At 52.9% G+C, this 22,155-nt stretch carries 15 protein-coding genes; all 15 read right to left on the bottom strand.

From position 1 onward, the window contains the following. Positions 1–9 precede the first annotated feature (9 nt). A complete protein-coding gene (locus tag AC53GJ_RS16915; RefSeq protein WP_496729488.1) occupies positions 10–3,093 on the bottom strand; it encodes a TonB-dependent receptor in 3,084 nt (1,027 codons plus the stop codon). Between the two features lie 194 nt (positions 3,094–3,287). Beyond that, positions 3,288–4,910, bottom strand: coding sequence for an aldehyde dehydrogenase family protein (locus tag AC53GJ_RS16920; protein ID WP_496729489.1), 1,623 nt, complete (start codon positions 4,908–4,910; stop codon positions 3,288–3,290). A gap of 45 nt (positions 4,911–4,955) precedes the next feature. Further along, positions 4,956–5,906, bottom strand: coding sequence for a sugar kinase (locus AC53GJ_RS16925; protein WP_496729491.1), 951 nt, complete (start codon positions 5,904–5,906; stop codon positions 4,956–4,958). A gap of 28 nt (positions 5,907–5,934) precedes the next feature. Then, entirely contained in the window at positions 5,935–6,633 is a 699-nt protein-coding gene (eda, locus tag AC53GJ_RS16930; protein WP_496729493.1) for a bifunctional 4-hydroxy-2-oxoglutarate aldolase/2-dehydro-3-deoxy-phosphogluconate aldolase, read from the bottom strand. Beyond that, a complete protein-coding gene (locus AC53GJ_RS16935) occupies positions 6,630–8,189 on the bottom strand; it encodes a mannitol dehydrogenase family protein (protein WP_496729495.1) in 1,560 nt (519 codons plus the stop codon). Before AC53GJ_RS16935 ends, eda begins: the two co-directional genes overlap by 4 nt. Positions 8,190–8,238: 49 nt before the next feature. Continuing rightward, entirely contained in the window at positions 8,239–9,654 is a 1,416-nt protein-coding gene (uxaC, locus tag AC53GJ_RS16940; protein WP_496729497.1) for a glucuronate isomerase, read from the bottom strand. 43 nt (positions 9,655–9,697) lie between these two features. Beyond that, entirely contained in the window at positions 9,698–11,341 is a 1,644-nt protein-coding gene (locus tag AC53GJ_RS16945) for a UxaA family hydrolase (RefSeq protein ID WP_496729499.1), read from the bottom strand. A 105-nt stretch (positions 11,342–11,446) separates the two neighbouring features. Next, positions 11,447–12,946, bottom strand: a complete 1,500-nt coding sequence (locus AC53GJ_RS16950) for a glycoside hydrolase family 28 protein (protein ID WP_496729501.1) — start codon at positions 12,944–12,946, stop codon at positions 11,447–11,449. Positions 12,947–13,210: 264 nt separating this feature from the next. Then, complete coding sequence (locus tag AC53GJ_RS16955) at positions 13,211–16,246, bottom strand: ligand-binding sensor domain-containing diguanylate cyclase (protein ID WP_496729503.1); 3,036 nt, start codon at positions 16,244–16,246, stop codon at positions 13,211–13,213. Positions 16,247–16,361: 115 nt separating this feature from the next. After that, positions 16,362–17,390, bottom strand: coding sequence for a LacI family DNA-binding transcriptional regulator (locus AC53GJ_RS16960; RefSeq protein ID WP_496729505.1), 1,029 nt, complete (start codon positions 17,388–17,390; stop codon positions 16,362–16,364). 91 nt (positions 17,391–17,481) lie between these two features. Next, on the bottom strand, positions 17,482–18,258 hold the full coding sequence (locus AC53GJ_RS16965) for an IclR family transcriptional regulator (RefSeq protein ID WP_496729507.1): 777 nt from the start codon (positions 18,256–18,258) through the stop codon (positions 17,482–17,484). A 15-nt stretch (positions 18,259–18,273) separates the two neighbouring features. Beyond that, complete coding sequence (locus tag AC53GJ_RS16970; RefSeq protein ID WP_496729508.1) at positions 18,274–19,569, bottom strand: TRAP transporter large permease; 1,296 nt, start codon at positions 19,567–19,569, stop codon at positions 18,274–18,276. A 1-nt stretch (position 19,570) separates the two neighbouring features. Beyond that, positions 19,571–20,068 carry a TRAP transporter small permease gene (locus AC53GJ_RS16975; protein WP_496729510.1) on the bottom strand — a complete coding sequence of 166 codons (498 nt, stop codon included), beginning with the start codon at positions 20,066–20,068 and terminating at the stop codon, positions 19,571–19,573. Continuing rightward, positions 20,061–21,119, bottom strand: a complete 1,059-nt coding sequence (locus tag AC53GJ_RS16980) for a TRAP transporter substrate-binding protein (RefSeq protein ID WP_496729512.1) — start codon at positions 21,117–21,119, stop codon at positions 20,061–20,063. Before AC53GJ_RS16980 ends, AC53GJ_RS16975 begins: the two co-directional genes overlap by 8 nt. Positions 21,120–21,267: 148 nt before the next feature. Beyond that, on the bottom strand, positions 21,268–22,125 hold the full coding sequence (kduI, locus tag AC53GJ_RS16985; RefSeq protein WP_496729514.1) for a 5-dehydro-4-deoxy-D-glucuronate isomerase: 858 nt from the start codon (positions 22,123–22,125) through the stop codon (positions 21,268–21,270). Between the last annotated feature and the right edge of the window lie 30 nt (positions 22,126–22,155).

The raw sequence follows: 22,155 nt of genomic DNA on the forward strand, positions 1-22,155 counted from the left end.
ATGGCGCAGTTAAAAACTACCGCGGATCCCCAGCAGATACTGCCGGCCTGTCAGCAGGTATTCTGCTGGCCGCGGTACATAGACATCACTCCATTGCTCTGTTGCGGCATTCGTCAGGTTGATGGCTTCAAAGGACAATGATAACTGATCGCTGATTTTGTAGCGTGAGGAAAAATTCAACTGGCCTTTGTCCTCATAACCACGACCATAACCGGCTTCATCTTTGTATTTATCCAGATATTCTTTGATATAACGTTCGCGGAAATTATAAGAAATCCGCGCGCTCCACTGCTCGGCTTCATAATACAAAGTGTAGTTATAACTCAGTCGCGATGTCTCTTCTGCCAGCAAACTGACCACAGTTTTACGGAATGGATCTGTGATATCCAGTTTGTAATCAATCCAGGTCAGGTTGCTCTGCAAACCAAAGCGATGCCATGGCTCAGGTAAAAAGCTGAACGGTTGTTGATAAATCAGCTCGGCACCGGTCACACCTTCGGCGGGTGTATTCATCAGTTGCGTGACATCCCAGGTAATAGTGGCGGGATCCATATCGCCCAAATCGATGCCCATGGCGCTGAGCTGATCCCGGTTGTACACTTCCTGCTTGGAACCTTTACTGAGTCCGGTAATATCCTTATAAAATACCGCCGCCGCCAGCAAAGATTCCTCGGCAAAATACCATTCCAGCGCCAGATCAACCTGATTGGACAAATAAGGCCGCAAGGTCGGCCCTGCGCCTTGTTCAATGGTGGCGGTCGGATCTTTCGCATCCGGCGTATTCACTTTAATCGCGGACGCTAAATCCGCAATCGCCGGTCTGGTAATGGCTTTAGAAAGACTCAGCCTTGCCACCAGATCCTCGGTCAAGTCATAAGCCAAATTCAGCGCTGGCAGTACATTACGACTTTCACTGACGGTTTCCCGCCAGCCATAGCCCCCCGATAGAGTGGCACCACCACCACGGCCCGGCGTATAACCGTCGGCATAAATATGGTCAAGATTGACGATGGCGGAAGTATTGGTGTTATCAATCAACCGCACCCCGACATTACCGCGCAGTTCTTTGCCCCAAAGCATCTGGGTGAAATCCAGTTGCAGATAAGCCCCCAGCACTTCTTCGCTGACATCATAAGTGGTGGCATAGCGTTCTTTGGCGGCAAAAAAGGCGGCATTACCAAAAGTCGCCAGCACCTTGTCATAATCTGTGGTCAGCCAGCTGCCGGCATTCAGCACAGAGTTGGCAGGCACTGTGGCCGCATTGCCAAAATGCTGACCAGCGCTACTGAGGGATAAACCATATAACTGACCCTTGATCTGATCGGACGCTAGCTGTTGCACCAGTACTTCAGCACTTTCACCACTGGTTTTATTGGTACTGGTATTCAGCGCTTTCCAGGCATTATCCCCCTGCACGTTGGCCGTGCTGAATTTTCGTTGGTTGATGCCAAATTTCAGGCTGTAAACATCATTCAGCAAATAATTGAAACTCAGGCTGAAGTTGGTGTTTTCACTGTTAATCGCCTGGGTCTTTTTCCGGGTCAGACCCAAACTGTATAACGCCGGATCCATCATCAACTGCTGTAATTCAGCGGCGCTGTAAGATTTGCCAGCTGGCTGGGCCGGTGCAAAAGCAAAAGCCGGGATATCCATATTCATCCCGGCAGTCCCGAGCTGAGTACCGGTCTGCCCCAGCAAAGTGACCGGATCTATCGCACTGTCGTAGCTATAAGCAAAAGTGGAATTAAAGGAATCCAGTGCAAAGGTGTGCTGAAACGGAATATCCAGTTTCGATTCACCAAAACCAGCCAAAGCCACCAGACTCAGCTGCTCAGTCAATTGCCAGTCGGCACTGAGGGTAGCCTGATTAAAATCAGAATTAGAAACATCTTTACGCGCTTCGGAACGGATTGGCACGCCGGATAACGCTCCGGCGACGACGGTATTATGAGCGTCCACCAACAGATTTTCGGCATAAATTTTGGTTTTGCTGCTGAGGTTGCCACGCAACAAGGCCGAATACTGGAATTCATCCATTTCACTGTCGAGTTTGGCATGCAACAGATCCAGATCCAGCCGCAAATCATCATGCAACTGATATTGCACCGCTGTAGTGATACCAAGCCGGTCCTGCGATTTATTAAAAATTGAATAACGTGGGATCCGCGGCAGATAGAGCCCTTCCATATTCTGGTTGCTGTAAGCGCCTTTAGGGGATAACTGAAACACCGGCGCTGCGGATAATTTATTGTCGCTACTGCCGGCTTTGAATGCCGGATGGTTGATATTCCAACGGCCGGTGGTGGCACCTTCACTTTGCACCAGGCCTTCGGAATAGGCCACTGAGAATAACAGGCCGACATGATTGTCCCAGTTTTTGCTGAACATCAACGAAGCCCGTGGTGTCACTTCTTCTGCCACGTCGTTGTAACGGGCGTTCAGGTTATAAGCAAACTTGTCTTGCTGATACTGAAAAGGCCGGGCAGTCTGCAAATTGACATTACCGGAAATACCACCATCCTCCAGTTCAGCCGCTGCCGTTTTATGCACATCGATTTGAGTAAAGAGCTCAGCAGCAAAGACGTTAAAATCAAAAGCCCGGCTTTTATTGGCGCCGCCAGCGGCGTCAGTAGCAGCGCCGGCGGAAGCTGACTCCATACCATTAATGGTGGTTTTGACAAAACTCGCGCCTAAACCACGTAAACTGATCTGACGACCCTCACCGGCATCCTGCTCAATCGCCACCCCAGGGATACGCGACAGCGAATCAGCTATATTCAGATCGGGAAATTTGCCCAGATCCTCAGCCAGAATTGTCTCTTTTGCCCCGACTGCCTGGCGTTTAGACAACAAGGCCACATTTAAACTGCCGCGGTAACCTGAAATTTCAATCACTTCAATGGCTTTGTCTGCTGCAGTCGTCTGCTTGGCTGTGCTGTCAGTCACTGCGGCTGCAGGCTCAGTTGCAGTGCTTTGCGCCAGCTGTTGCGCTTGCAACGGCAAAGCCAGTAAAGACAAGCCCCCCCCCAGTAACATGGCATGGAATAAAGGTTGGATAGCAGGCGCTGACCTGCGATGGTGTGTTGTCGTCATTATAGTTCCCTGTTGTGGTTTTATTGTTGTCAACGGCTCTGAGGCCTTTTGGGTCGAACTGGTGTTGGCTGGCAACACGTTAAAAAAATGCTTCATATGCAATTAACAGCTGCAAAATAATAACTAAAACATCAAGCCACCGGTGGCAACTTAGCAGCAATAGCAGCGCTCACGGACAGCACCGCTGCGCAGCTTTAAAACAAAAAATCAGTCGCAATAAAACCAGAACTGCGCTGATGGATCATCGCTTGCAGTAATGCAATCTGGCTGGCGTTTTGTTTAGTCGCCACTAAGGTTGGAATCGAAAACTGCAGCAGCGCATCTTCGACTGATAAAGTGCCTTCAGCCGAATCTTTGCGACCGGTAAATGGAAAACTGTCCGGGCTGCGCTGACATTGGCTATTGAGATTAATCCGGCCGACCTGATTGGCAAAAATATCAATCAGCACGCCGACTTGCTGCGGCTCGCGGCCAAAGATACTCAGTTGCTGGCCATAGTCGGCATGGATAACATAATCAATCACCTGCGCAATGTCATCAAAAGGCACCACCGGCACCAGCGGCCCAAATTGTTCCAGCTGATACAACTGCATCGCAGGGGTTACTGGATATAACACTGCCGGTTTAAACAAAGTCGCGGCCACTTCACCGCCACCGGCATTCATCACCTTGGCGCCATGCGCCAATGCATCTTGCAACATAGCCGTCAGCGCAGCCGTTTTACCGGGTTCCGGCAACGGCGTAATTTGGGCACCGGCTTGCCAGGGCATCGCCAGTTGCAACGCCGACACTGCGCTGGCCAATTGCGCTACCACCGTATCGGCAATCGAGCTGTGGACAAAAATAATTTTCAGTGCCGTGCAGCGCTGGCCATTAAAACTCAAAGCGCCAGCGACAATTTCGGGGATAGCGGCCGCCACATCAGCACAAGGTAATATAATGGCAGGATTTTTCGCATCTAGTCCCAGCACAGCACGTAACCGGTGAGGTTTAGGGTGTAATTTCTTTAAATCGCTGGCACCTTTGTGAGTACCTATAAAAGCAAACAAATCAATGCGGCCACTTTCCATCAAAACGCCGACCGTCTCGCGGCCACGACCATAAATTACATTGATCACCCCTGGCGGAAAACAATCGGCAAAGGCTTGTAACAACGGCTGGATCAGCAACACACCATATTTGGCAGGCTTAAATATCACGGTATTACCCATGATCAACGCCGGGATCAGCGTGGTGAAGGTTTCATTCAACGGATAGTTAAAAGGCCCCATACAAAGCGCCACCCCGACCGGCACCCGGCGGATTTTGCCGATAGTGCCCTGTTCGACGATAAAATGCGCCGCATTACGATCCTGCTGTTTCAGCGCATGAATAGTGTCGCGGATATAATCGCAGGTCCGGTCAAATTCCTTGCTGGCATCGGCAACATTTTTACCAATTTCCCACATTAGCAGCCGGATCACTGCGGCGCGGCATTGCAACATCGCCTGCAGAAACTTTTCCACATGCAGCACCCGCTGTAACACCGGCATGCTAGGCCAGGCGCCCCGGCCCAGATCATAAGCGGCTAAAGCCGCATCCAGCGCACTGAGCGCCGCTTGACCATCCAGCAGTGGCGTTGCACCAAGCACATAAGGAGTCAGGCTGTTGTTTTCGGCAGCACGCAAACAGACCGGGCTCAGCACCTGTGCTAATTCACCCGCCCAGTGTTTTAACGCACCACCAATCAGATATTCGCGCTGATAAATCGGCTCACCGGCGGCAAACTCGGCCGGAATTTCCTGCGGTAGTGGAAATAAGTGGCTTAATTCGGCCATTGCATCACTGCTCCCTTCTGCATCAAAAGTACATCTAACTGAGGCTTAAACTGCCGTCAGCGGATATTGTTGTTGAAAATCAGCAAAGTGCTGCGCACTGACAATAGCGCCAGTGTGCTCCACCACAAAGGCGGCGAGCCTGGCAGCATACTGACAGGCCTGTTGTGCTGATTTGCCCTGTAATCGGGCCGCCAGATATGCCCCATTAAAAGAATCGCCAGCTGCTGTGGTATCCACCACTTTTTTCACCTGCACCGCCGGACAATGGAATTGTTCGCCATCGACCAGCGCCAGCACACCATCTTTGCCATTTTTCACCACAATTTCAGTGACGCCATCCTGCTGCAACCTGGCCAATACGGCTGATTGATCGGTATCACCAAACAACACCCGATGATCATCCAGCCCCGGCAGCGCCAGATCTGATAAGCGGTAAGCGCGGCTAAACGCAGCTGCCGCCTGTTCTGGGTGCGGCCACAAAGCCGGCCTGTAGTTGGGATCAAAACCAATCCGGCAACCACGGGCTTTTAACTGAAGGATCAGGTCAAATAACAGCTCGCGATCCTCGGCTGATAAAATGGCCAGGCTAATACCAGAGAAATAAAACCAATCAGCCGCCAGCACTTCGGACTGGCGTTGCTGTGCCTGCATACACTGCAGCACTTGCTTGGCCGCTGAGCTATCGCGCCAATACACAAAACTGCGCTCGCCAAAACAGTCAGTGTTAATCATATACAGGCCAGGACGCGCTGTTTTGCTGCGCAGTAAGAAGTCAGTACCAATTTTTTCGTCCTGCACCGCCCTTAATAATTTATCGCTGATCAGATCGGTGCCGATGGCACTGAAAAATTGCACCTCAGCGCCAGCGCCAATGCTGCGTTTTAAATAAACGGCGGTGTTAAACACATCACCGGCAAAATTCTGGTGGTAGACGTTTTCAACCAGTTGAAATAACTCCACCATACATTCGCCGAGCAGCAGGATTTTTGTTGTCATCTGGCTTACTCCATCCAAGGTCAAAAGTTCAGGCGCTGCGTTGCGGTCTGAGCCCAGCCGCAACATCCACGCGACCAGCACTTACTGCAGATTGCTGACAGGCCAGCGCAGTACTCACTGCGGCCGCCGCCAGTGCGGTGATTTGCTGCCACTGCGCCGCTTTTACCAGCGCCGGTGGCGAGATCCAGGACCCACCCACCACAAACACATTGCTCAGTTGCAGATAGTCAGCCAGGTTATGCTGGGCGATACCGCCGGTTGGGCAAAATCGGATCCGCTGGTAAATGCCGGCCAACGCCGACAGCATGGCGGTGCCGCCACTTAAATGGGCCGGAAAAAACTTTAATTCAGTCAGGCCCATTTCCTGTGCCAGCGCGACTTCCGAACTAGTGGCCACGCCGGGAGCCAAAGCCAGCCCTGTATCCAGCATGGCCTGCAACAGCGTCGGGGTGCTGGCCGGGCTGACCAGAAACTGGGCGCCGGCATTTTTACAGTTTTGCGCATCGGCCTGACTCAGCACTGTGCCAGCCCCCACCAACAACTGCGGACATTGCTGGCGGATGGCACTGATCGCAGCAAGCGCCGCACTGGTACGCAACACCACTTCCACTGCTGTAATACCGCCCTGCTGCATCGCAGTTGCAATTTGCACTGCCTGCGCTGGCGTATCGGCCTGAATAATCGGCAATAATGCCGGTCCTGTTAACAAAGAGGATAAAGCGGTCATGCCGAAACTCCGAAAGGCTGCACTTGCAGCTGCTGCGCTAAAGTCGATAGGTGCAACTGATCCAGTTGCTGATAAGCCTGCACTAAAGCGGCGACAAAACGCCGGTCCAGCGCCAGCTTGGCTGGAAATACTTCATCAATGGCTAAAAACAGCGCCACGTCTGTCGTTGCATCATTGCTGCATTGGGCTGCCACTGCCAGCAATCGGCTGGCCAGCGGATCGACCAAAGGCAGCGAAGGCTGTTGACTGGCTCGGAGCCGGATAAAACGACACCAGGCGGCCACGGCTAGCGCCAGCAGAGCCACCGGGCGCCCGACTGTCAGATTGTCCTGAATAATCGGCAGCAACCGCATCGGCAGTTTTTGCGAACCATCCCAGGCAATTTGCGCCAGTAAATGCCGCACCGATGGATTTTGGAAACGACGGAAAATATCCTGACTGTAACTGTCGACCGCCAGTTCGGCCGGGGGTTGAAACGACGGTTTGATTTCACGGTCGACCAGTTGCTGTAAAAACTGCACTAAAGCCGGTTGTTGCATGGCGGCAAACACAGTGTCCAGCCCAAGCAGCACGCCAAGATAAGCCAGCGTCGAATGCGGCGCATTGAGCAGCCTGAGTTTGGCTTTTTCAAAAGCACTGACATCACTGGTATAAATCACCCCGGCTTTGCCCCAAGCCGGCCTGTCGGCAGGCAGGATGTCTTCAATCACCCACTGGCAAAACGCTTCCCGTTTCACCGGCCAGGCATCTGCCAGGCCCAGTTCTGTTACCACCGCCTGTCGCAGTGCGTCATCGGTGGCTGGGGTGATGCTGTCGACCATAGTGCCCGGACTCAGCAGTTGCTGCGCTAACCAATTGGCCAAAGCCGGCGACTGCTGCGCCGCAAATGTCAGCAAAGCTTGTTTTAGCTTATGACCATTATCTGTCAGGTTATCGCAGCTAATGACTACAAATGGCGGCACATTGGCAGCAAATCGCTGTTGCAACGCTTTAACCAATAAGCCGATAGCTGACCTGGGCTGCGCCGCTGGCGACTGCTGTAAATCATGCACAATATCGGCATGGGTCAGATCCAGCTCACCGGCCCTGTTGAGACAATAACCTTTTTCGGTGATGGTCATGGTGACATAACGGGTGCTGGCTGCAGTCAGTCTGGCCAGCACCTGGCTGAACTGAGTAGGCGCCACCAGCACCTCTGCCACGGCCCCCAGCAATTGATAGTCGGTCTGTTGCTCCATTATCGCCAGGGTATAAAGGCCGTCTTGCGGATTCAGCGCAGTGGCGACGTCGGTGCTGCGCATTGACACCGCGCAAATCCGCCAGTCACCGCCGGCCAGTAACGCCTGATGGGTATACCAGGCCTGATGGCCGCGAAAAAATGCGCCCGGTCCCAGATGGACAATACCAATACCGGGCGCCCGGCCACCGGTCAGATAAGCCGGTAACGCCAGCGCTGCGCCGTCCGGCTGCGCTGCTAAAGCGCTTGTGCTGAGCCTTGCCAGCGGTGGCACTTTGGCTGTCCTATCAGCTGTGTTCTTCAAAGGGGGATTGCTCATACATTCACTCTGTGTAATGGTCAGACGATTGTTGTAAAGCCAACTGCTGTTAAGGCAACTGATAAGCTTGTTTCACCAGACCATAGGTCAGTTGATAAGCCAGCTCAGCGGCTTCATCTTCGCCCAGTCGGTGTTCGGCAACCAATCCAGCCAGAAAACGGCAGTCAATGCGGCGTGCCACATCATGCCGCGCCGGGATCGAGAAGAAAGCCCGGGTGTCATCATTAAAACCAACGGTATTGTAAAAACCGGCAGTTTCCGTTACCTGATGCCGAAACCGCAACATGCCTTCCGGACTATCATGGAACCACCAGGCCGGACCGAGTTTCAGGCAAGGATAATGACCAGCCAGTGGCGCCAGTTCACGGGCATAGCTGGTTTCATCTAAAGTAAACAAAATAATCTTCAGCGCCGGTTGGTTACCGTATTTGTCCAGCAATGGTTTCAGATTGCTGACAAATTCAGTAGCTGTCGGGATATCAGCCCCTTTATCCGGACCAAAATTTTGAAAAATCAATGGATTGTGATTGCGAAATGCCCCCGGATGAATTTGCATCGTCATGCCATCTTCCAGACTCATCCCAGCCATTTCTGTCAGCATCTGAGCACGGAATAATTCTGTTTCCACTGTGCTGGCGCTACCCGCCAGGCAACGGCTGAATAAAGCAGCGGCTTCAGCGGGCGTTAAATCGGCCGTTTTCGCCGTTGGGTGGCCATGATCGGTCGCGGTAGCGCCATGCTCGCGAAAAAATTGCCGTCTAAGTCGCAGCGCTTGTAAATAGCCGCTCCAGCTTTGGGTGTCCTGACCGGTCAGTTCCGCCAGTTTCGCCACATTGACGGCAAAATCGGCCCGGTCAGCATCGACCACATCATCAGGCCTGAAGGTGGTGATGACTTTTTTGTCATACCCTGTACCTTTGAGGGCGGCGTGGTGGCTCAACGAATTAAGCGCCCCCTCAGTGGTGGCCAGCAACTCAATATTAAATCTGTCCAGCAAAGTGCGGGGTTTAAACGCTGGCAACAGCAACTGGGCATTGATGGCATCGTAATAATTATCCGCAGTCGCTGCACTCAGTGCCTGGGTCAGACCAAACACCTCATTGAACACATGGTCCAGCCACATTCTGGATGGGGTGCCACGGAATAAATGATAGTTGCTGGCAAAGATGCGGAAAATTTTGCGGTAATCGCTTTCCACGACCGCACCATCTTTACGCCGGATGCCAAGGCTTTCCAGCGCGATGCCCTGACTGTATAACATCCGGAACACATAATGGTCCGGCAGTAATAACAGGCTGGTGGCATTGTCAAAGTTACGATCTTCAGCAAACCATTTTGGATCGGTATGGCCATGCGGACTGACAATAGGTAAACCGGCAATTTCGCGGTATAAGCGCTGGGCAATAGCCCGCACTGTTGGATCGGACGGAAATAACCGGTCTGGATGTAACGTGAATGCGGCCATCAGGGCTCCTCTGTTGCAGACTGCGCTGCAAAATCATCAAAAATTAAAGCGTGACGCCGTTTTTCCACAGCGCTATTTCTTTATTGTCCGAGCGTTCATTGCGGGTGTATTGCCCTGACGCCACCTGGATTAAATAACGGAAAAAATCATGGCTAAATTGCTGGCTGTCGATGCCTGGCTGCAACATGGCGCCGGCGTCATAATCAATCCACATCGGTTTACGCGCTGCCAGCGCCGAATTGGAGGCTATTTTTACTGTCGGCACCGGAAAACCCAGCGGCGTGCCACGACCTGTGGTGAACAACAATAAGGTGGCGCCCGCTGCGGTCAGCGCTGTCGAAGACACTGCATCATTGCCGGGACCTTCCAGCAACGTCAGACCGGGGCTACTGGCTTGTTCGCCATAACGGATCACGGCCTCCACCACAGCACTACCGCCTTTTTGGATGGCGCCCAGTGACTTCTCTTCCAGCGTGGTCAAGCCGCCGGCTTTATTGCCTGGACTGGGGTTTTCATAAACCGGCTGCTGATGGTCAATAAAATACTGTTTAAAGCGATTCACCAGCGACACCAGTTCAGCAAAAACAGCCTGATTGCGGGCACGTGCCATCAGCACCTGCTCAGCGCCGAACATTTCCGGCGTTTCAGTTAAAATCACTTTGCCGCCGCAACTGGCAGCCAAATCGGCGACCTGACCAACCAGCGGATTGGCAGTGAGTCCGCTCAGGCCATCCGAGCCCCCGCATTTCATGCCAAACACCAGTTCTGATACCGGACAAAGAGTACGGCGATCCTCGGCCATGAATGCCAGTAATTCACTGACCGCTGCCAGACCCTGTTCGATTTCATCTTCCACTTGCTGGGCGTTAAAAGAACGGATCCGCGCCGGATCAATGCCAGGGGCGGCTGCTAATAACGCTGCCAGTTGATTGTTTTCACAACCCAGGCCAACTACCAGCACAGCGCCAGCATTCGGATGTTGCATAAGGCCAGCCAGAATAGTGCGGGTATGGCTTAAATCGTCGCCCAATTGCGAACAGCCAAACGGATGGGTATAGGCAAAAACGCCATCTATCTGCTGATAACCTTGATCCAATTGGGCGGCTAACCGCCGGTTCGCTTCGGCGGCAATCCGACTGGCGGCTTTGTTGACACAACCGACGGTATTGATGATCCAAAGTTCATTGCGGGTGCCCACTTTGCCGTTCTTGCGCCGATAACCCAAAAATGAGCTTGGTAAATCAGCAGGATAAGTTAATGTCGTGCCCTGGCAGCCCTGATAGTGATAGTGCTGCTCGCCACTAAGCTGGGTGGCAGTATTGTGGGCATGCACATGCTGACCGGCGCAGATCGCCACTGTGGCAGCGCCAATGGCAAAGCCATATTTGCGCACTTCACCGCCTGGGGCTATATCACCAAGCGCCACTTTATGGCCGGCCGGAATATCTTCCAGCAATTGCAAGTGCTGATAAGGTGCAGCCAACAACTCGCCGGCACTCAGAGCACGTAATGCCACCAACACATTGTCTCTTGGGTGCACTTGCCACAGCGCGACCTGGTTAGTCACCAGGGCGGCCGGTGCGGCCAATGGCATGGCGCTCTGTGCCGTCAGTGGTGCACTGCAACTGGTGGCAGTGCTGTCAGCAGCGGTCACGGTCGTGGTGCTGACTTGTTCAGTCGTCATCATTTTCTCTCCTGGCAGATGCTGCTGGCAGCGCGAACGGCAGGCTGCGGCCAGTGCTAAACCGCCGACTGTCTAGCGGTGGCAAATTGTGACAAAAAACTGCTGCGGTCATGGCTGCCCCGCCAAAGTCAGCGGCTGACCATTGAGCGACACCTGCTGCAATTGCAACTGCGGTGCTAAGCTCACCACGCCAAGCGAAGCTTGCCTAACGCTGACGTTATCAAGTTGTACTAAGCCAACCGGTGCGCGCGGCAAACCACGAATTTCAAACAAACGATTGGCCTGACGAATGTGCAACTGGCTGATATAAATATTCTTCACCTGAGGTAAATGGTCGCCAGCATCGCCTTCTTCATAATAAAAATTGATCACGATGGCATCTTTCACTTCACCGATTTGCACTTCGGTAAAGAGCACAGTATCAATCACACCACCGCGTAACGAGTTGGTTTTGATCCGCAGCCCACGCTCCAGATCCGGGCTGCTCATTCTTAACCTTCTGGCAAAAATATTGCGGGCACCGCCAGAGATTTCGCTGCCCAGTACCACGCCACCATGACCGGCTTTCATCACACAATCCTGGATCACTACATTTTGCACTGGCTTCGCCAGCCGGCGGCCGTCATTGTTACGGCCGGATTTCAGCGCAATACAGTCATCGCCGGTATCAAACAGACAATCGCTGATCAGCACCCGGTTACAGGATTCCGGATCACAACCATCGGAATTCGGGCCATGACTGAAAAAATTGACCTGACGCACAATAACATCGGTGCAAAGCACCGGATTGAGTAACCAGAACGGGGAATTGCGGATAGTGACGCCTTCCACCAGCACCCTGCTGCAACGATATGGCTGAATAAAAGGCGGCCTTAACCAGTTGCTGGCAAACACCCGCTCGCTAACCGGCACCCCGGCTTCCGCCATCCGGAATAACGGATCGCGGGTTTGTTGTTGATCGACGCTGGCATCAAGTGGCCACGGTGTATGTTTCCATTTGCCTTTCCAGGGCCACCAGTGGCTAACACTGCCACCGCCTTCGAGGATACCTTCACCGGTAATGGCAATATTGTCCTGCTCAAAGGCATAAATCAGTGGCGAGTAGCCCATCAGTTCCACACCTTCCCAGCGGGTCATCACATAAGGCAGGTAAGCGGCCGGATCGCTGGAAAAGACCAGCACGGCATCTTTTGCCAGGTGTAAATTCACATTTGAGCGCAGGTGGATAGCGCCGGTCAGCCATCGGCCGGCCGGGATCAGCACCCGACCACCACCGGCCTGGTGACAAGCGGCTATAGCTTTGGCAATTGCAGTGCTGACATCTGTTAAGGCCTGACTGCCGGTGTTGGTTTGGATAAAATCCGTCAGCACAAAATCACGGGCCGGGAATGAGGTGGGCCTGATACTGGCAATAATGGCATCGGCCTTGGCATGTAATTGCGCGACCTGATCACTGTCTGATCTCAGTTGCTGACAGCCGCCCACTGCGGTGGCGATGGCACTCATGGCAGCTGCGCCAGGGAACAGCGGCGCGCGCAGTTGACGACCCAGCGCCAGGCTGATGGTAGCTAAGCCCCCTTTTAGATGCTGTCGTTTTAATGGATCCATACTGCTACTGCTGCCCTATTTGCTGGTCTGTCTGCTGAGTTGGGATCATGGCGCTGCTTAGCGCAGGTTCATCTGCCTGACCCGATCTGGCCGGATAACCTGCGGCATCGACTGCCTTTCCCTTGTTGATATTGACAATATAACGCAACTGCCACCGGTGGCAATAGATTGACAAAAAATTTTGCCACCGCATGCCAAATCAACCGTTTTTGTTTCAGATATGAAAAATATCTACCGTCTAAAGATGATCAGTCGCGCCGAAAGCTAACCGCAAATCCGGTTGCGACCTTGCGCTTTGGCTTGGTACAACAGACTATCAGCACGGGAAATCAGCTTATCGTAATGCGGCAAGCCAGTATTGACTGTCACACCAAAGCTGGCAGTCACCTGCAGCCCTGGCGCTATGGCAGAAAAGTCCAGTGCCTCGACGGCCTGACGTAAGCGCTCACATACTTCCAAGCCCTGTGCTAATGAAGTCTGCGGCAATAACAGTGCAAATTCTTCCCCGCCCCAGCGCGCGGCCAAATCAATTTCCCGGCAGAAGGTTTTCAACACCAGCGCCAACTGTTTCAGTACTTCATCACCGACCAGATGTGACCAGCTGTCATTGATCGCTTTAAAATGATCAATATCCAGAATCACCAGACATAACTGATGTTGCAAGCGCTGTGCTCTGGTAAATTCAGCCGCCAGCTGTTCATCAAAAGCGCGCCGGTTAGCAAGACCTGTCAGGCCGTCTTCGCGTGCCTGTAAAGCAAAAGCAGTCGCTTGTTGATGGAGTTGTTCCGCCAGCAAGGTTTTATCGGCGACTGCCGCCCGCAATTCGACCGCATGCTGTTGTAACTCGGCGGTTTTCTCCTGCACCTGTTGCCGCAGTCGTTGTTCACTGTGCCATAAACTGCGTACCCGCCAGCGATAAAGCAGCACCAGCGTCAACGCCAGCAACAGCAGCACCGCCAGCATAAATATCGGCCGCTGCCAGAAAAATGGTTTAATTTCAAAGCGGATCGAAGCAGGTTCTGCTGACCAGTCGCCATCCGGATAAGCAGCACTAACCAGAAACTGATAGCTGCCGGGCTGTAAGTTGGTATATTCAGCCACATGCTGCGAGCCCCGTTCCACCCAATCCTGATCAAAGCCAATCAATTTAGTGCGGTATTGGATCCGGGTTGGCATCACATAACTCAAACCGGCAAATTGCAGCTCAATCCGGCGGGTACCGGCAGCAAAACTGGCTTGTTCCGGCTGAAATTGCTGACCATCGGCACTGAGTTTTTGCACCACCACAGGGGGGGTCCGTACGGCAAACTCTTTTAATCGGGACGGGTCGACCATGGCGACGCCTTGCGAAGTGGCAAACCATAAAGCGCCATTCCGTCTGGCCATCGCCGCCGGACTCGAGCCGCCATTGGCCTGGGCACTGAGCATGCCATCACTTTCCCCATACAATTCATACCCAAGTAACTGCTCTGCCTGACCTGTAGCTACTGCCAGGGCTTCCTGCTGCTTGATCCGCAGCACGCCGCGATTGGTACTCAACCAAAAATAGTCCCGCTTTTGTGGCACTATGGCAAAAACTTTATCAAAGGGTAAACCGGCGGCACGCCCGACCAATTGCAACTTTAAGGTGTCTGGTTCAACCCGGGCTATACCTCTGTCTGTGGCAAACCAGATGTCTTCAGAATCAGGTATTTGATAAAAATCAAATACATAATCAGACTTATCTAGCGCAGCAATAGGTAAAGTGCGGAATTTACCGTCTTGTCTGACCGACAGACCGCTGCCAGTCCCGACCCACAACAAGCCATTTTTCTGCAACGACAAGGCGGTGATAAATTCGCCAGCTAAGCCGTCCGGCACATGAAACTGTTGCAGTTGATCATCTTTGAGCAGCACCAGGCCACCGGCCGTGCCAATCCAGCTACTGCCATCGGCCAAGGGTAAAATAGCTCTGACTTCATTGGCGGGCAGTCCATTCTGGCGGTTATACCGCGCCACCAATTGCTGCTGACGGAAACGCAATACACCTTCGGCGTAGGTGCCAACCCAGACATCGCCATCTGGCCCTTCGGCCAGACTCAGCACCGAACTGACAGTTTTACCATCCGGTAACAGTACCTGACTGACTTTGCCAGCCTGCACCCGGTTCAAACCATAACTGGTACCAACCCAGGCTGTACCATCACTGTGTTCCAATAGAGTGCGGACATAGTTGTCAGATAAACCTTTGGCGATGGTCAGGTTGGTAAAAGGTGAATCACGTAACCGGAATACGCCACCGTTGGTGCCAATCCAGATACTTTTTTCTCTGTCCTGAAACAGCGCCAGTACCCTGTTGTTTGGCAAACCATCTGCCACTGTCAGCTGTTCCAGGCCAAGCGAAGTTAACCTCATCAGGCCACTGTGCACGGTACCGAGCCAAATTTGCTGTTGCTGATCAACCATCAGCACGGAAACCGCCACATCGGCGAGCTTCGGGTGCAGCAGTTTAAACTGGTGACCTTGTTTTAGATAAGCACCTTGTTCGGACCCAACCAGCAAAGTCCCATCCGCCGTTTCGGCTAAAGCGAACACCGAGGTAACAGCCATGCCCTGCTCAGGCCCAACCAATTGAAAAGTCGCATCTTTTTGCTGCGGATTGATCCAGTACAAACCTTGTTGCGTCGCCAGCCAAATCACGCCGTCTTTATCTTGTAATAACCGGTAAATCACCGTCGGCGGCAAGCCATCTTCAGCGCCAAAGTGCTGACTGCGGCCATCCGGCGTCTGAATAAATAAGCCACCGCCTTCGCAAGCAATCCATAAATGGTTATGACGATCGCGGATGATATCGTTGATCAAGGTGCCGATAGCAGGCAGCGTTTGCCACTGACCGCTGTGATGCCGAGCCATGCCACCACGCGAGCCGCCAATTAATAATTGGCCATCATAATCAATGTACAAAGCCCGCATGCCAGAATCCGGCATCCCTGGAATGTCGTTGCGGCCATACACGGTGAAATTGCGACCATCATAGCGGGCTGCACCTTCCCAGGTGGCAAACCACAAATAACCATCCTGACTCTGAATAATGCCATTGATGGTGTTATGCGGCAGACCATCGCGGGTGGTCCAGCTTTCACGGAAATAATCGGTTAAAGGCACTGTGGCAGTCGCAACAATATCGGCCTGATGCTTGCTCTGAACCGGCTGATTTGCTGCCATCAACGCCTGTGGCCAGAACAGCAACATCACACCCAGCCAACCGGCACGCAAGGCCATCACACTGCAGAAAAAAAACCGGAAAAACAAATTGCGCATCAACACCACAAGCCACAACCGTTGTACAGCACGAATAGCGCTAAGATAACGCAAAGTGCGGCTATTGGGCAGTCTGTTGTCAAGTTTTCAGCATAAATTCACCGCGACTTTAGTCTTAAGACGCGGTCAATCGCGCCGTCGATTCCCGAACCACCAGCGTCGGTGCCACTTTGGCTGCGACATTACCGGCGGCTTTGCTGTTGTGCTCGATATCCATAATAATTTTGCTGGCCGCCAGTTGCGCCATTTGCCGCACTGGCCGGCGGATCGTGGTCAGCGCCGGGATCACCCGCGAAGCCAATAAGTTATCATCGAAACCAGCCACCGACAGTTGCGCCGGTATCGCCACCCCCAAATCATGGGCAGCTTTGAGCACGCCGGCCGCCATCTGATCGTTATTGGCAAAAATAGCAGTGGGCAGGGTTGGACCACTGAGTAACTGACGGGCACATTCAATGCCGGTTTCATAGCTGTTGTTGCCTTCCAGCACCCGCTCCGGTTTTAACAGGATGCCATAAGCCGACAAGCCTAATTTAAAACCTTCCATCCGTTCGGTCGAAGATTTATAACGCTGCGGGCCACTGATAAACGCAATATCGTGATGGCCCAGCTGGGCAAAATAGCGCGCCATTTCAGCAGCCGCAGCTCTGTCATCCGACACCACACTGTGACGGGTTTCATCCAGCAACACCGATGTCAGCCGCACATAAGGCCGGCCTGCTTCTTTGAGTGCGGCCGCCAAATGATCCAGCTCCGACACCGGCGGCAACACTATCACCCCATCTAGCTTGGACCTGTTGATAAAATTAAAACAATCCTGCACCAGCGTCTCGCTGCGGTAACGACAAGGATGCACCACCAGTTCATAACCCAATTGCGAACAGACTTCCAGCACACCACGTTGCACATCATCCAGATACAAGGCATCCGGGTTATCGTAAATCAGTCCCAGCAGGTAAGAGCGACTTGAAGCCAGGCCACGCGCCTGGGTATTTGGCGAATAATTCAGTTCACTGATAATTTTTTCGACCCGCGCCCTGGTGCTGTCGCCGACACTTAAAGAGCCATTGATCACCCGTGACACAGTGCGTTTTGACACGCCGGCAAGCCGGGCAACGTCATTAATGGTCGATGTTTTGTGCATAAATTACCTGATTAGACTGCTGTCATCGTCAATAAAAATAACCATGGTGGCGGATAGCCGCTGTGGCATTCAGGGCTTATCAGCGCTTTGCTTAGCGGACCGCCCTTAACAGCTCGGGCCGGTAAGTGGCGAGTGCGACCTGAATCGCCGCCTGTTTTAACTGCGCAGCCACTGTGGCGGTTGCCTGCGGCGGAAATAACTGCAATGGCCCGGTCACGCCAAGCGCAGCCACAACCACCCCGCGCTGGTCACGGACCGGCACCGCCAGACAACGGATGCCATCACGGTATTCCTGTTCATCCACCGCGTAACCGCGGGCCTGAATGCGCTGCAATTCTACCCTGAGCGCAGCCGGATCGGTAATGCTTTGTGCGGTATGGCGGTAAAAGCCGGCCTCAGTTGCCAGTTGTGCCAGCTGATCAAAGTACAAATGCGCCAGAAACAGTTTACCGGCCGCCGAACAATGCAAGTCAGCACAAAAACCTGGCCGCGCCGCCATACTATATTGACTCGGACAGTCAACCACTTCTGCAATCAGGGCAGAGCCTTGTTGTGGCAGTACCAACTGCGCACTCAGTCCGGTCTGCAGCGCCAGTTGCTGTAACTGCGGTAAAGCTTGTTGCTGCAACGGGTGATGGTTGATTAAGTCCAAGCCAAGACCAAATAAAGCACTACCAATCAAATATTTACGGTTTTGTTTCACCAACATTTGCTGCTGACACAAGGTCTGTAAAATCCGAAAAGTCGTGGTTCTTGGCAACTGCAATTGCTGCTCCAACTCGGACAAACTCAGCCCCTGCGGCGTTTTTGCCAACAACACCAACAAGCGACAGGCATTGGCTAAGTTGGGGATCACATAACTGCTCATCGCAGACTCCTGAGGTTATAAACCAAACAGCGCCGGTAACCATTCGCTGATCGCCGGAATATAAGTGACCAGCATCAATACCACAAACATCGCAACATACATTGGCAACAAGGGTTTCATCAATTGTTCCAGCCGGACTTTGGCAATAGCACAGGCCACAAACAACACACTGCCCACCGGCGGCGAGACTAAACCAATGGATAAATTCAGGATCAGCATAATGCCAAAATGCAGCGGCGACATACCAAGCTCAACCGCAACTGGCAAAAAGATCGGCGTAAAGATAAGCACCGCTGGCGTCATATCCATAAAAGCGCCGACAATCAATAAGATAATATTGATTAATAACAAAATCAGCAATGGATTATCACTCAGTGTCAACAACCCCTGACTGACCGTCTGCGGAATATTCTCATAAGACAATATCCAGGACATCGCCGCTGAAGTGGCAATCAATGCCAGCACAATGGCGGTGGTTTCCGTTGATTTTAATAAAATATTGCCAAGCTCAGACAGTTTGACTTCACGGTAAATCCCAACGGCCAGTACAAAGGAATACAACACGGCAATAGCACCGGCTTCAGTCGCGGTAAAAGCACCGCTGATAATACCGCCGATCACCAGCACAATCATCAGCAGACTAGGAATAGCAGCCGCCACTTTTTGCGCCACCAGTTTCAACGGCAAACGGGCACCAACCGGATAACCTTTCACTTTGGCATAACCAGCGCACACCAGCATAAGCGCCAGCCCAAGTAAAATACCGGGTAAATAACCGGCGACAAACAGCGCCGCAATCGACACACCGCCACTGGCGATGGCGTACACAATCATAATATTTGACGGCGGGATCAACATGCCGGTGGTGGCAGCTGCGGCGGTCACTGCTGCGCTGTAACTATCGTCATAACCTTGTTTTTTCATCTCCGGCAGCATAAAACTGCCGATGGCAGAAGTGGCCGCCACGGCAGAGCCGGAGATGGCGCCAAACAACATGCATGACATCACATTAACCAGCGCCAGTCCGCCCGGTAAAGCGCCAACCAACGCCATGGCACATTCAATCAGCCGTTTGGCGATACCGCCCCGCCCCATCAGCAGACCGGACAACACAAAAAACGGGATGGCCAGCAAGGCAAAGCTATTCAGACCACCAGCCATTCGTTGTGCCAGCGTCGTCAACGCTGGCAACAGATCCATACTCAGCAGCATAGTCGCCAGTGTCGCCAGACCAATACAAAATGAAATCGGCACATTGAGCATAAGTAACAGGAAAAACACCACCAACAACATCAAAGCAGACCATTCCATGTTAACAATCCTCCGCTGGTGTTAATTCGATATGCTGCCACAGGCAACGCAACTGGCAGCAGCCATAAAATGCGATCAATAAACCACTGAGCGGCAATGCCAGATAAATCCAGCTGATACGAATGCCAAGGGCTGCCGACATTTGATCCAACTGATAGGTCAGCAGCACCAACTGACCGCCACCGCCAACCATCACCGCCAGCGCAAACAACACCACGGCGCTGGTCAGCCCCAATGCCAGCCGCTGCTGCCACGCCAGTGGCAATTTTCGGGTCAGAATATCCAGCCCCAGATGTTGACCGGTGCGGTAAGCAAAAGCCGCTCCCAACATCCCAATCCATAACAACAGACAACGGGCAATTTCTTCAGTCATTGAACTGGGTGCCGCCAGCACAAAACGGGATAACACCTGCCAGCACACCACCAACACAATAGCGGCCATCAAGCCAATCAGTGTGCGCCTGAGGTACAAATCTACCCAAAATACGGTTTTATTCATGCTGGCCTCCTGCAACCGGGCTGCGGTCTTGAGCTGGCGCAGTGCCAACCTGACTGATTTGCTGCAGTAAGTCACCAATCACGGTGCCCTGCTGCTGGGCTAACAAGGGTTGGACTGCGGCCATAAAAGCGGTTTTATCCGGATAAATCAGTTGCACGCCATGCGCTTTTACTTTCGCTAAGGCGTCATCACTGGCTTGTTGCCACAGTTGTTTCTGATAGTGCACAGAATCTGCCATCGCCTGTTGCACCCACTGCTGTTGCTGTGCGCTCAGCTGTTGCCAGATATGCTGACTCATCAGGATCAGATCCGGCACCATACTGTGCTCATCCAGAATGTAATATTTCGACAATTCATAATGGCGGGACAAATAAAAACTGGGTGGATTGTTTTCCGCGCCATCGACCACGCCTTGTTGCAGTGCGGTATAGAGCTCACCCCAATCGACGGGGGTGGCAGCGCCGCCGAGCGCCTGCACCATGGCCACTGCAGTCTGACTATTCGGGACGCGAAATTTCTGTCCGACTAAATCAGCCGGGCTGTGCAAAGCTTTGCGGGTGGTGTAAAAACTGCGCGCTCCGGCATCATAATAACCCAGCCCTTTTAACCGGACCGGCGTCAGCGCCGCCAGCATTTGCTGGCCAATCTCCCCATTCAGCACAGCCCATAAATGGGCGCTGTCACGAAATACATAAGGCAGGCTGAACACTTTCATCACAGGCACAAAACCTTCCAATGGACTGGCTGATACTTTGGTCAGCGCCAGACTGCCGATTTGCAGCAGTTCAATCAGCTCGCGCTCTGAGCCGAGCTGGCCGCCGCTGTAGATCTGAATCTGCATACTGCCAGCGGAATAAAATGCCAGCCGCTCCGCCATCTTCAGCATAGCTTTGTGCACTACATGCTGCTGGTCCAGCGTATGCCCCATCCGCAGTGTGACCACTTGCTGCTGCTCCTGACAACTACCAAGCAGCAGCAGACTACCAGCCAGCAGCAATAAGCCTGCAGGCCTGAACCAGCGCTGTCGCAACTGGTGAGTGAAAAGATTCATGTTGTTACCCTGTTGAGTTTTATTTTATTTTTTGCCGCCGCGCAAACAGCGTACCTGGACTGTCTTTGACAGTCAGCCTAGCGGCACAACCCGATCATCTGTGCGATCAGTGTTGTGCCTGAGTAAAAGTGGATCGAACAAAACCGGTTTAGCGCAAAGCACTGGCCGGAAATTTATCCATGTCGTGATAATCCAGATTTTCCCCCGCCATACCCCAGATAAAAGCATAATTGCTGGTACCACAGCCGCTATGAATCGACCAGGGCGGTGACACCACCGCCTGTTCGTTGCCGACCCACAGATGGCGAGTTTGCTCGGGCTCGCCCATAAAGTGGCAGACCTGCTGCTCCTGCCCCAGCTCAAAGTAAAAATAAGCCTCCATCCGCCGGTCATGCTGATGGGCCGGCATGGTATTCCAGACGCTGCCCGGCTGCAGCACTGTCAGTCCCATCTGTAACTGACAACTTTGCACCCCATCGCGGATCAATAACTGATAAATCTGCCGCTGGTTACTGGTTTCCAGTGCCCCCATTTGCAACACATGACATTGCGCCATGGTGATATGGCGAGTTGGGTAGTGACGATGGGCCGGGCTGGAATTTAAATAAAATTTGGCTGGTTGCTTTGGCTCCAGACTATGAAAACTAACTTGCTGTGCGCCCATGCCGATATACAAAGCTTCTTTGGCGGCCAGCGCATAATCCTGACCGTCCACCTGGACCACGCCCGGACCACCGATATTAATCACGCCGAGTTCACGCCGTTGCAGGAAAAAATCAGCTTTCAGCGCATCGACTGTGGCCAGCGCAACAGGCGCGCTGACCGGCACCGCAGAGCCGACAATCATCCGTTCATAGTGGGTGTAGTTCAGCACCAGCCGATCCGGCTGCATCAAATTATCCAATAAGAAATGTTCGCGCAGCGACGCGGTATCATAATGTTTGACATCCGAAGGATGGGTGGCATAACGCTGGGTGAACAGCGGTTCAGACAATTTTGCCGACATAGTCTTGCTCCAAAAAAGAATCAATCAGGC

It is taken from the genome of Rheinheimera sp. B2H12 (assembly GCF_059620065.1).

What these genes read in the sequence shown, in the direction of transcription:
- AC53GJ_RS16915 (WP_496729488.1), bottom strand. Translation starts at nt 3,093, where the DNA reads ATGACGACAACACACCATCGCAGGTCAGCGCCTGCTATCCAACCTTTA.
- AC53GJ_RS16920 (WP_496729489.1), bottom strand. Translation starts at nt 4,910, where the DNA reads ATGGCCGAATTAAGCCACTTATTTCCACTACCGCAGGAAATTCCGGCC.
- AC53GJ_RS16925 (WP_496729491.1), bottom strand. Translation starts at nt 5,906, where the DNA reads ATGACAACAAAAATCCTGCTGCTCGGCGAATGTATGGTGGAGTTATTT.
- eda (WP_496729493.1), bottom strand. Translation starts at nt 6,633, where the DNA reads ATGACCGCTTTATCCTCTTTGTTAACAGGACCGGCATTATTGCCGATT.
- AC53GJ_RS16935 (WP_496729495.1), bottom strand. Translation starts at nt 8,189, where the DNA reads ATGAGCAATCCCCCTTTGAAGAACACAGCTGATAGGACAGCCAAAGTG.
- uxaC (WP_496729497.1), bottom strand. Translation starts at nt 9,654, where the DNA reads ATGGCCGCATTCACGTTACATCCAGACCGGTTATTTCCGTCCGATCCA.
- AC53GJ_RS16945 (WP_496729499.1), bottom strand. Translation starts at nt 11,341, where the DNA reads ATGATGACGACTGAACAAGTCAGCACCACGACCGTGACCGCTGCTGAC.
- AC53GJ_RS16950 (WP_496729501.1), bottom strand. Translation starts at nt 12,946, where the DNA reads ATGGATCCATTAAAACGACAGCATCTAAAAGGGGGCTTAGCTACCATC.
- AC53GJ_RS16955 (WP_496729503.1), bottom strand. Translation starts at nt 16,246, where the DNA reads ATGCGCAATTTGTTTTTCCGGTTTTTTTTCTGCAGTGTGATGGCCTTG.
- AC53GJ_RS16960 (WP_496729505.1), bottom strand. Translation starts at nt 17,390, where the DNA reads ATGCACAAAACATCGACCATTAATGACGTTGCCCGGCTTGCCGGCGTG.
- AC53GJ_RS16965 (WP_496729507.1), bottom strand. Translation starts at nt 18,258, where the DNA reads ATGAGCAGTTATGTGATCCCCAACTTAGCCAATGCCTGTCGCTTGTTG.
- AC53GJ_RS16970 (WP_496729508.1), bottom strand. Translation starts at nt 19,569, where the DNA reads ATGGAATGGTCTGCTTTGATGTTGTTGGTGGTGTTTTTCCTGTTACTT.
- AC53GJ_RS16975 (WP_496729510.1), bottom strand. Translation starts at nt 20,068, where the DNA reads ATGAATAAAACCGTATTTTGGGTAGATTTGTACCTCAGGCGCACACTG.
- AC53GJ_RS16980 (WP_496729512.1), bottom strand. Translation starts at nt 21,119, where the DNA reads ATGAATCTTTTCACTCACCAGTTGCGACAGCGCTGGTTCAGGCCTGCA.
- kduI (WP_496729514.1), bottom strand. Translation starts at nt 22,125, where the DNA reads ATGTCGGCAAAATTGTCTGAACCGCTGTTCACCCAGCGTTATGCCACC.